This is a genomic window from Micromonospora sp. CA-248212, from assembly GCF_050948405.1.
Taxonomy (GTDB): Bacteria; Actinomycetota; Actinomycetes; order Mycobacteriales; family Micromonosporaceae; genus Micromonospora.
This window is the reverse complement of record NZ_CP192023.1, coordinates 4,778,779-4,792,012: the sequence shown is the minus strand read 5'-3', so window position 1 is coordinate 4,792,012 and position 13,234 is coordinate 4,778,779. Positions and strand designations below refer to the sequence as shown.

At 68.9% G+C, this 13,234-nt stretch carries 15 protein-coding genes; 10 read left to right on the top strand and 5 right to left on the bottom strand.

All coding sequences use genetic code 11. The annotated features are described in order from the left end of the window. Nucleotide 1: 1 nt before the first annotated feature. From tmk to ACQP03_RS22470, 4 genes are read right to left on the bottom strand one after another with little or no spacing between them, the layout of a single operon-like run. Nucleotides 2-601 carry a dTMP kinase gene (gene tmk / locus ACQP03_RS22485; RefSeq protein ID WP_357171149.1) on the bottom strand — a complete coding sequence of 200 codons (600 nt, stop codon included), beginning with the start codon at nucleotides 599-601 and terminating at the stop codon, nucleotides 2-4. After that, a complete protein-coding gene (locus ACQP03_RS22480) occupies nucleotides 598-1,701 on the bottom strand; it encodes a radical SAM protein (RefSeq protein WP_357171151.1) in 1,104 nt (367 codons plus the stop codon). The genes tmk and ACQP03_RS22480 overlap by 4 nt, the downstream gene beginning before the upstream one ends. Further along, nucleotides 1,698-2,678: an aminoglycoside phosphotransferase gene (locus tag ACQP03_RS22475; RefSeq protein ID WP_357171153.1), complete on the bottom strand. Its 981-nt coding sequence runs from the start codon at nucleotides 2,676-2,678 to the stop codon at nucleotides 1,698-1,700. Before ACQP03_RS22475 ends, ACQP03_RS22480 begins: the two co-directional genes overlap by 4 nt. Further along, nucleotides 2,675-3,466 (bottom strand): metal-dependent phosphohydrolase, encoded by a 792-nt coding sequence (locus ACQP03_RS22470; RefSeq protein WP_357171155.1) that lies wholly within the window; start codon nucleotides 3,464-3,466, stop codon nucleotides 2,675-2,677. The genes ACQP03_RS22475 and ACQP03_RS22470 overlap by 4 nt, the downstream gene beginning before the upstream one ends. A 9-nt stretch (nucleotides 3,467-3,475) precedes the next feature. Here ACQP03_RS22470 and ACQP03_RS22465 point away from each other — a divergent pair, with 9 nt between their 5' ends. Next, the gene (locus tag ACQP03_RS22465; RefSeq protein WP_357171157.1) at nucleotides 3,476-3,745 is read left to right on the top strand and encodes a hypothetical protein; all 270 of its coding nucleotides are present in this window, start codon (nucleotides 3,476-3,478) and stop codon (nucleotides 3,743-3,745) included. Here ACQP03_RS22465 and ACQP03_RS22460 read toward each other — a convergent pair. After that, nucleotides 3,735-4,340, bottom strand: a complete 606-nt coding sequence (locus ACQP03_RS22460; protein WP_357171160.1) for a hypothetical protein — start codon at nucleotides 4,338-4,340, stop codon at nucleotides 3,735-3,737. The two genes, ACQP03_RS22465 and ACQP03_RS22460, sit on opposite strands and share 11 nt — an antisense overlap. A gap of 556 nt (nucleotides 4,341-4,896) precedes the next feature. Here ACQP03_RS22460 and ACQP03_RS22455 point away from each other — a divergent pair. From ACQP03_RS22455 to ACQP03_RS22415, 9 genes are all read left to right on the top strand, one after another. Next, nucleotides 4,897-6,258, top strand: a complete 1,362-nt coding sequence (locus ACQP03_RS22455; protein WP_433461199.1) for an APC family permease — start codon at nucleotides 4,897-4,899, stop codon at nucleotides 6,256-6,258. Continuing rightward, nucleotides 6,255-7,268: an acetamidase/formamidase family protein gene (locus ACQP03_RS22450; RefSeq protein ID WP_357171164.1), complete on the top strand. Its 1,014-nt coding sequence runs from the start codon at nucleotides 6,255-6,257 to the stop codon at nucleotides 7,266-7,268. The genes ACQP03_RS22455 and ACQP03_RS22450 overlap by 4 nt, the downstream gene beginning before the upstream one ends. Nucleotides 7,269-7,279: 11 nt before the next feature. Next, nucleotides 7,280-7,957, top strand: a complete 678-nt coding sequence (locus tag ACQP03_RS22445) for a GOLPH3/VPS74 family protein (RefSeq protein WP_357171166.1) — start codon at nucleotides 7,280-7,282, stop codon at nucleotides 7,955-7,957. Nucleotides 7,958-8,010: 53 nt separating this feature from the next. Further along, nucleotides 8,011-8,655, top strand: a complete 645-nt coding sequence (locus tag ACQP03_RS22440) for a GNAT family N-acetyltransferase (protein ID WP_357171168.1) — start codon at nucleotides 8,011-8,013, stop codon at nucleotides 8,653-8,655. Nucleotides 8,656-8,731: 76 nt separating this feature from the next. Continuing rightward, nucleotides 8,732-9,601, top strand: a complete 870-nt coding sequence (locus ACQP03_RS22435; RefSeq protein WP_357171170.1) for a hypothetical protein — start codon at nucleotides 8,732-8,734, stop codon at nucleotides 9,599-9,601. 306 nt (nucleotides 9,602-9,907) lie between these two features. Then, nucleotides 9,908-10,576 (top strand): tetratricopeptide repeat protein, encoded by a 669-nt coding sequence (locus ACQP03_RS22430; protein WP_357171172.1) that lies wholly within the window; start codon nucleotides 9,908-9,910, stop codon nucleotides 10,574-10,576. A gap of 50 nt (nucleotides 10,577-10,626) precedes the next feature. Further along, a complete protein-coding gene (locus tag ACQP03_RS22425; protein ID WP_433458275.1) occupies nucleotides 10,627-11,748 on the top strand; it encodes a hypothetical protein in 1,122 nt (373 codons plus the stop codon). A 41-nt stretch (nucleotides 11,749-11,789) separates the two neighbouring features. Next, nucleotides 11,790-12,479 carry a hypothetical protein gene (locus tag ACQP03_RS22420; protein WP_357171176.1) on the top strand — a complete coding sequence of 230 codons (690 nt, stop codon included), beginning with the start codon at nucleotides 11,790-11,792 and terminating at the stop codon, nucleotides 12,477-12,479. A 105-nt stretch (nucleotides 12,480-12,584) separates the two neighbouring features. After that, nucleotides 12,585-12,845, top strand: a complete 261-nt coding sequence (locus tag ACQP03_RS22415) for a hypothetical protein (RefSeq protein ID WP_357171178.1) — start codon at nucleotides 12,585-12,587, stop codon at nucleotides 12,843-12,845. Nucleotides 12,846-13,234 lie beyond the last annotated feature (389 nt).

The following is a 13,234-nucleotide window of genomic DNA, read 5'->3' as shown; positions in this document are numbered from 1 at the left end:
GTCAGGGGCCGTCGGCGGGTAGCAGGCCGAGGATAGTGTCCACGACCCGCTCGGGGGTGAGGCCGTGGCAGACGACAACGTGCTGGCGCCACTGCTGCCGGTGTAAGTGAGCTGCGGCCTCGCGGTAGAGGGCGAGCTCCTTCTCGGGTGAGCCGGCGAGCTCCAGCCTGGTCAGTTGTTGTCGGGCTGCCAGGCGGGTGCGGATGACCTCTGGGTGGTCTTCGAGGTAGACGACGGTGGCGGGCAGGACGTAGCGGTTGTAGGACCAGATCTCGCCGAGGTCGAGCCCGTCGATCCGCTGCAGCACCAGCGATGAGGCGACATACCGGTCGGTGACGACGTGCAGTCCGTCGTCGAGGCGGGGGATGATCTCTGTTTCGATGTGCGCTGCACGGTCGGCGGCCAGGGCGAGGGCCAGGGCCTTGCCATGTAGGAAGGACTCCTGCCTGCGCAGCAGTTGGCCCAGGGGTGTGCGGGTGGGCTCGCCGGTCAGGTGGACCCCGGTCGATCCGTGTTCGGCGAGGCGGTCGGCCAGGAGGCGGGCAATCGTGGTTTTGCCGACTCCATTTGGGCCCTCGACGGCGATGAACAGACTGCTCACCCCTTCGACAGGGACAGCGGTAGCAAGCGACGGCCGTTGGGTGCCGTGATGGGGCACTGCTCGGTGTCGACGTCGCCGATGCGGCCACCAGCGGCGACGACCGCGGCCGGGCAGCCCTTGCCGCACTGCCCGGCCATGTCGCAGGAGCCGCAGGTCGGGTTGGCGCCGAGCTGGTAGCGGGTGTGGAAGTCGTAGGCGTCGAGGCTGGGGGCGGCCTCCCCATCGAGGATGTTGCCAGTCAGGAACTCGGTGTCACGGTGCGTTGAAGCGGGTGTGCGGGCGGCGAAGACCAGGTAGGGGCAGACAGCGACCTGCCCGTCGACGAAGACGTAGATCAGCTTGCCGGCGTCGCAGCCACCCAGCGGCAGGTTGTCGTTGGGGAAGCGAATACGTACGAGATCGAGCTGGTCAGCGAAACGGTCGGTTACCGCCCGGATCGCGTCCATGGCAGTCGTGGTCGCGGCGAGCTTGCCGCGGCTCTTCACTCCTCGGCCGAAGGAGGAGAGCGGGTTCATCAGGACGTATTCGGCGCCGATATCGACGGCGAAAGCGCACAGATCGGCGAACTCTTCCGGCGTGGTTAGCGCGTTGGGCGTGGACAGCAGGCCCTTGAGTAAGCCGGCGTCGGCGAACTTGCGGGTGGTCGCGACGGTGGTGTCGAACGACGACCGGTCGCCGCGGAATTTGCCGTGGCTTTCGGGCCGGAATCCGTCGAAGGACACGTTGATGTGTACGTTGCCGAGTGCGGCCAGGGCGTCGATGTCCGCGTCGCGGGTCAGCGTCGCGTTGGTGCAGAGGCCCACCGGCAGTCCTCGGTCGGCTACTGCCTGGCACATGGCGATCAGGTCGGGGTGCACGAACGGCTCGCCCCCGGTGAGCGTGAGGCGTTCGACGCGGGCGTCCAGCAGCCGCGGCAGCACGCGGGTGGTGAAATCTGCCAGGGACAGGTCGGACCCGGCGGCAGTCGACGAAACGAAGCAGTGGGCGCAGTGCAGGTTGCACCGTTCGGTGACCTGCACCAACGCCTTGCGTCCGTCGCCACCGACGGAGGTGCGGAAATAGCAGGACGAGGCGTGGGTGTCGACGACGAGGCGCTTCACGAGGATCTTCCTGCAGTAGGCGATGGGCGGCTGGGGCTGATGAGCGGCGGTGCTCCGAGTAGGTCCACTGCGGCTCGGAGTTGCCGGAGGACGACTTCGGTATGGCGCCGATCGGCAGAAGCTTGGTAGTGGCCAGCGGCGGCGGTAGTCAGCAGCCACCAGGCTGCCCACACCCGGTGCCAGCCCAGCGCCCATCGGACAGCGGGAAGCCCGCCCCGGTGGACTTCGGCGTCGGGATGCCCGCCTGCGGCGACGTAGGCCTTGATAAGTCTGGCGAGGAGTCGGGGTTCGGTGGATGTGCGGGTGCCGAACCAGGTGGCCAGGTCGAGGAGGCCCGGTCCGGTGAATGCCTTGGCCCAGTCGACGAGGCGGCAGCCGGTGCGGCTGACGTGCAGCGACGTGCGGTGGAACTCGCCGTGGCACAGCCCGAACGGTGGCCGCTCGGCACCGTCGGCCCTGTGTTGTGCGGTGGCAGCGAGTCGCTGCAGCACCGCTTCGATCCCTTTCGCGTCGTGGATGAAGCGCCCTTGTCGACGGAGCTCGTCTAACGCGTCGAGTCCTTGCTCTGGCAGCCGCGCCAGTCCCGCTTCGTCGAAGGTCGGGAGGTTGGGGATGCCGGCAGTGGCGTGAACCCATCGGGCCGTGGCGGCAACCTCTGCGGACGTCGCGGGCCGGCGAGGCTCGCCAAGGTCTTCCATCAGCATGCCCACCCCGTCGGGGCGCATTGTGTAGCCGTCCAGCAGCGGGACTGGGGCTTGCCGGTTGTTGAGCGCGCGAAGGACGGTCGCTTCGCCGGTGAACGGTGCGGTGGCGAGCTTGCAGACCAAGCTGCTGCCATCGGGGAAGAACCAGCGCTCGACCGAAGACAGCTCCCATGTCTGGATGATGTGTCGCCGCGTCGGTACTCGTCGTGATGCGGCGAGCAGGTCGACTCGTAGTCGCGTGCGGAGCTGCTCGTCGAGCATGGTGCTGTTCACCGCGCACCCACTCGCTGCGGATATGCGCTGGCGCGTTCGAGCGGCGTGAGGGCGGCGTCGAGGTGCGCCGACATGCTGGCGGGCACCCGAGGATGTGCGGCGCGTTGGAAGGCCCGGAAGTACGGCAGTAGTCCGCGTAACACAGGGCGCCGGTCGAAGAAGTCTGGTGCATTGCCGGTGCTCTGGGCCCGCCGTAGCAGCGAGGTCAGGGCGACGATCTTGTCGGCGGTCGAGGCCAGCAAGACGGACTGGTCGTCGACGTGGATGGGCGGGTTGGGTTCATCAAGGGAACGATGTTCGGCCTGAAGGACGGCGATGATCCGGGCGACCTCGATCCCGTATGCGGCGGTGAGGGCCTGGTAGACGTCCGCTTCTATCGGGGCGAACTCTGGTGCGTCGTGTAGGAGCGCGGCGACGATGACGTCCTGCGATGGGGCGGGGACGTGTTGCCCGATGGTCACGGCGACGCGCAGCGCGTGGACCAGGGCCGGCCGGTCGTCGATGGTGTGCCCCGCGCACCACGTCCGAGCGTCGCGCAGGGCGCGCTCGATGTCGGCGGTGCGGGGAAGCGATAAGACCGTCATACCCTGATACCTCCTGATTGCCGTACGATCGGCGGCATGTCGGGGCCCCTTCCGCAGTGGTGTGAACAGACCTGCGTGGTGTGTCCGGCTCAGCAGCTCGGGCCGGGCCAGTTCGATGTCATTGACCGGCCGGGACCCGAATTCGCGTACCGATCTGACCTTGGCTGGCGGGCAACCGCGGACGGTGTCGCCGTTTGTGTTCATCCGTTCCGGGTGGGCCTTCCCGCCGGCCGGTACACCTCGGCCGGGGAACTGGTCCCCGATCAGGCGCCCCGACCGGCGCCGACGGCGGCGGCGCTGGAGTTGCCCGACGACCTGGTGGACCTGGAAGGTTGGCTCGTAGCCGTCTTGCGGGAGGCACCCGCCGAAGGGATCTTCGCCGCTGTTGCCCGCGCCGAGCGGCTGGCCGCCGAACGGTTCGGAGCGAAGGAAGCGGTGACGGCCCTGCGGCGGGTGCTGTCGGTGGAGTTGGTTAAGCGCTGACCCCGGCGGCGACCGGCTCGTTCCGGTCGAAGTCGAAGTCGTGGCTGCGTCCGTCCCGGCCGAGGCCGGCCGCCTGGTAGTGCTGGTTGAGCAGGCCGAGACGTCGACTCACCTCGGCCGAGTCCAGCCAGTACCGCAGTGGTTGCTCTCCCCACCCGGCGGCGGCGTAGTAGGCGTCGGTGATGCCGCCGCGGGTGTAGGTGAACTCCTCCAACTCGGTGGCATGGGGGAAGGCGACGTCCAGGTCGCTCTGCAGGCGCGTCATCAGCGTGAACTGGGCCAGCACGGCGTGGATCATCTCGTCCACCGGCGCCGGCACCAGCAGTTCGGCGGCGTGCTCGTCCCCGCCGGAAAGCTCGAACACGGCAGCTTTGAGCGCCAGCACGCGCAGCGCTTCGTCCAGCAGCGGAGCGGCATCGCGCTCCAGCGACCAACGGCTGATAGCCGGGTAGCCGGTGAACGTGGCCCAGCAGGTGGAGTACTTCATCGACGAGCTCTGCAGCCGGCCGTAGGCCGGGTGCGCCTGCATCTTGTCGAGGATCTCGGCAGCCCGACGGCCAACCTCTCCGACCTCCGGCATGGATGAACTGGTCATGGTGCATGCCCTCCCAAGCGGTCGTGGACACGGCAGACCGTCGCCCCGCATCGCGGCTGCGGTCCCTCATCGCCTGCGACATCGACGCGGGCGATGACTAGAACATCAAAAGTCGCCGCTGACCGTGTCGATAAGGGCTGCCGTCCATCTCCGACAATCCGCTGACATTCACCTACGGAGGATGTTGGGGGTGCCGTGAATGTCAACGGAATGTCAGAACCGTCTGACGGGGCTGGCCGACATTGATCGACCTCGTCTTAGGTCGGTCTATGTCGGCGTCATCGCTGCTGCCGGTACTCACCAGCCAGCGAAACCGCTCACCGAAAAAGATTCACCGTGCCTGTCGCCAGGAGTTCCATGCCACTGCTGATCACACCGCTGGCGGCGCATTCGGTCATCGCGCCACAGCTGCTGCCGTCGAGCAGGCAGGGCCGCTGAGGCTCCTTCGCCCGGCCGGCGTGTTTAGCAAGCGCAAATCTCCATCCCACTGATACCTGAACCCGCGGAGGATGTTGTGCACGAGCAGGATTTGGCCCGCTACGGCTACCGCCAAGAGCTGAGTCGGCAACTGCGGTTCCGGGATCTGATCGCGTACGGCCTGGTGTACATGGTGCCGATCGCACCGATGGCGATCCTCGGCAGCGTCTACGCCGGCTCCGGCGGCATGGTCGCTCTGGCGTACGTGATCGGCGTGGTGGCGTTGGTGTTCACGGCGTTCTCCTATGCGCAGATGGTGCGGGCGTTCCCGATGTCGGGCAGCGTCTACAACTACGCCGGGCGGGGGATCAGCGCACCGGTCGGGTTCCTCGCCGGCTGGGTGATCCTGCTCGACTACGTTCTCGTACCGGGGCTGTTGTATCTGGTGGCATCGGTGGCGATGCACTCCACCGTGCCGGCGGTGCCGGTGTGGCTGTGGCTGCTCGGTTTCGTCGCGGTCAACACGGTCGTCAACTCGGTGGGGATCCGGATGACGGCGGTGGTGACTCGGGTGATGCTCGTCGGTGAACTGATCGTCCTGGCGATATTCCTGGCCGTCGCCGGCTGGGCCCTCGCGACCGGAAAGGGCCGGTTCAGCTGGGAGGCGTTCTACAACGCCGACACGTTCACCTGGTCGGTGGTGGCGGGCGCGGTGTCGATCGCGGTGCTGTCGTTCCTGGGCTTCGACGGGATCAGCATGTTGGCCGAGGAGTCCAAGGGCGGCTCCCGGCAGATCGGTCGCGCGATGGCCGCGGTTCTGGTTCTGGCTGGGGTGTTGTTCGTTGCCCAGACGTGGCTGGCCGCGATGCTCGTCCCCGACCCCGCTGGTCTTCTTGCGGAGGGGGATCCGAACGGGACTGCCTTCTACGACGCCGCGCGGGTGGCCGGTGGCGGTTGGTTGGCGACCCTGTGCGCGGTCGCGACGGCGATCGCGTGGGGTTTGCCGAACTCGATGGTCGCGCAGGTCGCCACGTCTCGGCTGCTGTACGCGATGGCCCGGGATCGGCAACTGCCGGCGTTCCTGGCGAAGGTGTCGATCCGGCGCAACGTGCCCATCAACGCGACTCTGCTCACCGGGTTCGTGTCCCTCACCCTGGGCCTGTACTTGGCGACCCGAGCGGACGGGATCACCCTGTTGTCGTCGCTGATCAATTTCGGGGCGATGGTCGCGTTCCTGGTCCTGCATGTCTCGGTGGTGGTGCATCACCTCATCCGTTCGCGTAGCGGCAACTGGTGGGCGCACCTGGTGATGCCCGGGGTCGGGTTCGCGATCCTCGCCTATGTCGTGGTCAACGCGAACATCGCCGCGCAGCGCCTCGGCCTGGCGTGGCTCGCGCTCGGGGTCGTCGTTCTCGCCGGCCTGTACGCGTCCGGGCGTCGGCCTGCCCTGTCGGGTCTGGCGCCCACGCAGGTGCCGACGCGTGACGTGGAGCGGGTGTGACGGCCGTGGACACGATCACCTACCGGCCGGTTCGCGACGAGTTCGCCTACACCTTCGGCGGGCGGCTGCCGGTGGCTCAGGTGCGCTCCGGCGACATCCTGCAGGTGCACACCGAGGACTGCTTCGGTGGTCTCGTGCGCGGTCCGGCGGACCTGCCGTCGCAGGTGTGCAGGATGCCGTACCTGAATCCGGTGTCAGGGCCGTTCTTCGTCGAGGACGCCGAACCGGGGGACACCCTCGCCGTCCATGTCGTGTCGATCGTGCCGGCGCGGGACTGGGGCGTGTCATCGACGTTCCCGCACTTCGGAGCGCTGACGTCCACCTCCCACACCGCCACCCTGCAGTCGCCGCTGGAGGAGCGGGTGTGGGTGTACGGCATCGACCGGCAGGCCGGGACCGTCCGGTTCGAGGCTACCCGCAGCGACCACAGCGTGGATCTGCCGCTGGACCCGATGATCGGCACGATCGGTGTCGCCCCCGGCGGTTTCGAGGCCCGCTCCACACTCGTGCCGGACACACACGGCGGGAACCTCGACACCCCGCACCTGCGCGCCGGCACCACTCTCTACCTGGGGGTGAACGTTCACGGGGCGATGCTGGCCCTCGGCGACGGGCACGCCCGCCAGGGTGAGGGCGAGGCCTGCGGCGTCGGCGTGGAGATCGCCACGGCCACCACCCTCGCCATCGACGTCATCAAAGGCGTCACCACACATTGGCCGCGGTTGGAGACCGACCGGGACATCCTGACGATCGGCTGCGCGAGGCCCCTGGAGGACGCGTACCGCATCGCCCAGCACGACCTCGTCGGCTGGGCCAGCGGCCTGACCGGCCTGGAAGCCCTGGACGCTTACCAGCTCGTGTCGCAGGCGGGGCGGGCGCCGATCGGCAACGTGTGCGACCCCAACTACACCGTCCTCGCCGCCGTCGACAAAACGCTGCTCCCCGCCCCTGGACCCGCGTACGGCGGGGCACACGAGCGGCTGCGGCGGCTCACCGCCGGACTGCGGTAGGAGCCCCGCCGATGCCCGCGTCGATCCCGCGCCTGCCGCTGCGCGATGAGCTGTTCCTCCTCGGCCACGACGACGACACCGGACATCTCCACGTGCACCGGCAGGCCCTCGCGCTCGGGCTCGCCGGCGCGGTCCTGATCGACCTGTATCTCGCCGGGCGGGTGGCTCTCGACCTGAACGCTGAGGCGCGCGCGGCAGGCCACCAGCGGGTACACCCGAACGTCGACCGCCCGGTCGGGGACCTAATCGCCGACGCCGCAGCCGCCACCATCCGCAACGCTCACCCGCTGCTGCGCATGTGGCTGCGGGGGTTCTCCCCCGGCCTCTACGACCGCACCCGCGCGGGCCTGGTCGCCGGTGGGATCCTGCGCCACGAGCAGCGCCGCCGCTTCGGTGGGCTTGCCCGCAGCGACCGCTACCTGCTCTTGGACGTCAAGTGGCCGGTTGTCGCTCGGGCACGGTTGCACTACATCGCCACTGGCCGCGACCAGCCTGACAACCACACCGCCGCTCTCGCCGGGCTGGTCACGACCCTCGGGCTGCTCAACCATCTCTACCTCGCCGATGACGTCGCCGTGCTCGCCGCACAGCTACGCGCCATCGCCGAACGCCACTACCAGCCGGTACGCGACATCACCGCGGCGGTTGACGCCGCCGTGGGGGATCTCGCCACCGCCGCATACCGCTGACCTCCCGGACACCACCGGCAGTTCCATCTGCCCCGCCGCGCTTGGAGAACTCAATGGACGTCATTCCGCGCATCCGTACCGCCCGCTGGGTGGACAAAGACCCGGTCGCCGCCCTCATTGCCGACGCCATGCACCCCAGCTCGCTTGGCGAATGGTTGGTGCCCGACCCGGCCGCGCGCCGCCGCATCCTGGCCGGCGTCGCGGCGATCTGGGTAGAGCACGCCATGTTCCACGGCGACATCCAGATCACCGACGACCTGAGCGCTACCGCCGTCGCCTTTCACCGCTATCGGCCCATCGCGCCACCAGCGAACTTCCAGAGCCGCCTCGACACCGTCGATAGCACCCACGCGCAGCGCTTCGCCGTCCTCGACCAACTGCTCACCAACCAGCGTCCCTTCGACCCGCACCACCACCTGGCGATCCTCGCCGTGCGCCCCGACGCCCAGCGGCGTGGCCTCGGCGCGGCGATACTCACCCACCACGAAGCCCGCCTCGACCGCATCAACCTGCCCGCCTGGACCGAAACCCTTCCCGACACCCAGGACATGTACCTCCGGCATAAATACCTACCCCGAGCGACGCTCACCCTCCCCGACGGGCCAACGGTGACCCTGATGTACCGCCCTCCACGCACGGCCCGCGAATCGCGGCCGATCGTCGCCGCCAACCCCACCGCCGCCGCGGCCGGCACCTGACCGGCGAGTCACGCGGCGGCAGCTCCCCACCGATCATCAACCAAAGCAAGGAAACAAGGGAACAGGGATGCACCTCATGAAGCCGCTCAGGATCCAGGAAGTCGACGGGAGCCTGTCGGTCGTCCAGACACCCGTCACCACGTTCATCCACACCGAATCCGGCCGGCAGGTCGTCGTGGTGTCGACCGCCCACTTCGGTGAGCGCACCTACTTCCAACAGATAGTCGACGACGTCACCGACTACGAGCAGCGCGAGTTCGAGGTCTACCTGGAGGGCACCGAACACGACCCTGCTGTCGGCGCGCCGACAGCGGGGGAGCAGGCGATCCTCACCGAGATGAAGAGGTTGCGGGACGTTGAACAGCGTCGGATGACGACAGCGCTCGGCTGGGTGTCCCAGCGCGAGGAACTGCGGCGTCCGTCGTGGAAGGCCAGTGACTTGACCGACCCGGACATCCTGCGCGCAGCCGGCGCCGACGCCATGACCTACTTCCTTCGCCGCAGGCGGCAGATGCTCGACTGGCCCGACGAGCGGCCCTGGCGCGATAACTCGATGCGTGTCGTCTTCGCAGCGAGTAACCGCATGTTGGCCCGTGGCGTTGGCACCCGTCGGCCGCACCGCAATCCTCAGGTGGAAGCCTTCGACCGGGTTCTCCTCGACGCGCGTGAGGCGGTCGTGGTTGCTGCCGCCCTCGCGACCAAACGCCCGGCGGTCCTGGTCTGGGGCGCGGCACACCGCTTTGGCATCGCCACCGCACTCGCCGAGCACGGCTATTACCCACAGGGCGACCCGCGATGGCACACCGTCGGGCACCTTCCCAGCATGCCCATCAGCCTCGCCAAGCGTTTCCTGCGCCGCCCACCGAGGCCCCACCCGCAGTTTCATCCCCTGCGGCAGCTCGCCTCCGCCGACACCACCCACCGACCGACGCACGCCCCGTCATGACAGCGCCGCTGGTGAGCTTCACGACCCTGCCCGTTGAGGTCACCGGCGGCAGACCCGGATGCCGACGCTGAGGCGCCAGGCCAAGCCAGCCGCCATGCCTACGTCTCACCGTCGTCGGCATCATTGCCCGCCCGTCGCGCTCAGTCCGCGCCTGGGGGGTGCACAAGCCGGTCGCCCGCCCAGCAAGGGGAGGGCAGCGGCGATCGACGTGGCCGGCGGTGACCAGCCCTAACTGCCGCCGCCGGCCACACCAACCCCGCAGACCCACCCCTGCCTAATGCCGAACATGATCGGGAGCCAAACGACATGCCAACGCGGACGCCGATGCCCCGGACCCGTCAACCGGCGCGCGGAGCACACCAGACGCCGGCGCGCGCGGCGATCGACTACGCCGCAGCGCGGCAGACGCTCGGCGACCTCACGGACGCCTACCAATGGGCCGTCTACGCCCGGACACTCGCCCACCCCGGCACGTCCGCGGCGGAGCAACTTGACGCGGTGGTGCTGCTGGCACCCCTGGCGGTGCTGACCGGACACGCCGATCAGGCCGTCACCGCCTACCGCGACCTGGTCGACCTCGCCACCGCCGCACTCGGCGCCGACCACGAGCGGACCCTGCACGCCCGCGCCGGCCTGGCCGACGCACACCACCGCATCGGCTGCTGTGACCAGGCAATCCGGGACCTCGCCGACGTCTACACCACCGCCGAACGCCGCCACGGACCAGAAGCATCCGTCACCCTGAAAGCGCTCACCCGGCTCGCGTGCCTCTACCGCGACTGCGGATCACCCGACATCTCGAAGCGCTGCCTCAGGGTCGCCGCGACCATCGCCGCCCGCTACCTGAGGATCGGCGACCCTCTTCGCACCCACATCAGCGACATCGCGCGAACTCCGGCCAGCGAGAACCATCGCGCCGTCTGCATGCAGCTCACGCCGTCGTGGTCGGTGCGGGCCACCTCATTGGCCGCATAGCGATCAGATCAGAAAGGGGGGAGCGCACTATGCCGACGCGGTCCGTGCCGGTGGCCTCGTGGACGCCGGCGTTCGTCGTCGATTCGGTGGCAGCCACGCTCGATCGTGCCGTCGAGCACGGCCTGTTAAGGGCGATCAGCGCGGTGGCCAGCGAGCTGGGCGTGTCATCCGCCACGATCGGAGAGTGGGTGGCGCGGGCACGAGCGGTGCCGGGCGCCCCGGTCCCGCCAGGTCTGGCGACCTGCCACACCTGTGACCATCCGATGATCCTGGTGCAGCTTCCCGAGAGCTCGCCGGTCTACCTCTGCATGCCCACCTGCGGGCGGACACCCGTCCCGGCGCAGCCGCTGGGCAACGCGGTCGCCCAGACGGTCCTGCACCACATTCCGCACCTCGTGCCACGCGGCATGATCAATCATGCTGCCGCCTATGCCCCCGGTGGCATCCTTCGCGTCGCCGTCGGCGCCAAACCCACTGACCTGCACATCATCTGGCGGTCCAGCCCGTGGCAGCTCGTCGGACCCCGGATGGCCATGGCACAGCGCCTCGATTACGCCCACAGCCGCGCCGGCCGCGGCGATTACGAGCGCGCCGTCGGAGCCCTGCGTACCGGACTGCTCTACGTCGATCCCACCGATCGCAATCCTCCTCTGGACGTCGCCACCGCAAGCGCCGCAGCCCTGCTCGCGGAACTCACCCTCACCGCCGACGACCTCGCCACTGCGCTTCCGTGGGCCCGGTGGGCGTACCGCTTCCTGCGCCACCTGCTCGCTGCCACCTCACCGCAGGCGCGCGCCGCCCTCAAGGTCCTCGCCGACGCGCACCGCCGCACGGGTGACCTCACCGAAGCCGCGAACTGTTACCGCGACCTCGCCTGCCACCACAGCACCGCGGAGGGTCCTCGGGCGCTGCCTACCCTCGCTGCCCAAGCGACTCTCGCTCTCGTCCTGTACCAGGACGGGCACTGCGCCCAAGCGCGTCAACTCCTCGCCCGCACCGCCGCCGACCACCTTGCCGCGCACGCAGGTCACCGCGACGGCCCGCGCCTGCGCCACGAACTCGCCCGCATGCGTGCCAGCTGCACAGCGCAAGGCCACCGCCATTCGTCAGAAGTCGATAACCCGCCACTCGATCCCCCGACCGCAGATACCGATAGGAGCCCGTCCACATGACCGATGACACCCGCCCCACCGATCCGGCCAGCGGCGCCGACGTGACCGGGGACCAGCAGTGGCGTACGGCGGCGCGCAGAACGCTCACGCGGCTACTGACCGACGAGCTTGGCCGAGTCCAGGTCAGCGCCGGTCAGCAAGTCGTGGACATCACGGGCGTCGCCGACATCGCACAGCTGACTCGCCTGGTCGGACCGAGCGGACGCGTCGACGTCGTCGAGAATCCCGAGCAGGCACACCTGCTCGCAGGAGCAGGCGGCTATGACGTCGTGCTCGCTGACCGGCAACCGGACCACATCGACACGCTCGCACCGATGGCCAATCTGCTCCGCAGCGGCGGATGGCTGATCCTCGCCGGCACCGTCGTTGCCCCGCCTGTCGTCTACACCTCTGTCCCGGGTGGCACCAGCGTCATCGACCGGGTCATCCGGGCGATCCACACCTTTCTTTCGTCTCCGGCGGCGCCTCCCTCGGTGGACGACACCATTGGACTCCTCATCGCCCTCGGCATGGACCACGTCTGCACCACCACCCACACCGAGACCAGCCGCGGCGGCGGCCCGGGATGTACCCTCTACCGCCACATCGCCCACCACCTGAACGACCAGCTCACCGACGTCGCAGGATTCACTACCGCGGAACTCAGCCAGTTCGACCGAATCCTTGAGGACCCGGCAGTCGTGCTGCGCCTCAGCAACACCGTCACCCTCCACGCCCAGATGGGCCCCTGATGCCGGCCGGTCGAATCCAGTGCTCTCGCACATCCTCGGTCGAGGCACGCGGCGACTGCGGCCCGGCCCCGTGCGGCGGGTACATCTGAGCTAAGGCGGGCGAGCATGCACTCTGGTGGCGAGTCAGCGGAGGCCAACCGGCGCCGCATCTACATGGTGCTGCTGGACGATCCCGCGCGGGAGTGGACGGTGCGGGCGCTGACCGCCGCGGTGAACACCGTTGGCGAAGGCACCGTCCGCGACACCTTCAACCGCATGCTCGCCGACGGGTTCCTGCGGCCGGTGCCCTACCGGCGGGCCCTGACAGCCATGCTTACCGACCACGGCAAACAATCCTTGACCAGGCTGCTGCGCGGTGTCACCTGATGGCCCGCGAGTTGCTGCGACGGGGGAGCGGACGGTCTCCTGCCGCCCATGCCGCAACTCCAACTGCGGGCAGCCCGACCGGACAAATCCCGCACCCGCGCGGAGGCGAAAGCCTCGCCAGCGGTCGACGTGCCCAGGTCCGCCCGAGAACAAGTGACGTCCCGGCCGACGTACCGACATCACCAACGCCAGGCCGCCGCATCGTCGATGCGAACCAACGTCCACACGACCCGCTACCCAGCGAGGAATCAACGCCCCGATGCCCATGCCCCGACTGCCCATGCGTGCCCACTTGGCCGCTGCGAGCGTTGTTGGAATCCTGCTCGCCGCCTGCCAGCCACACACCCCCGCTGACCACGCCCCGGCATCGCCCACATCCCCAGCACCAG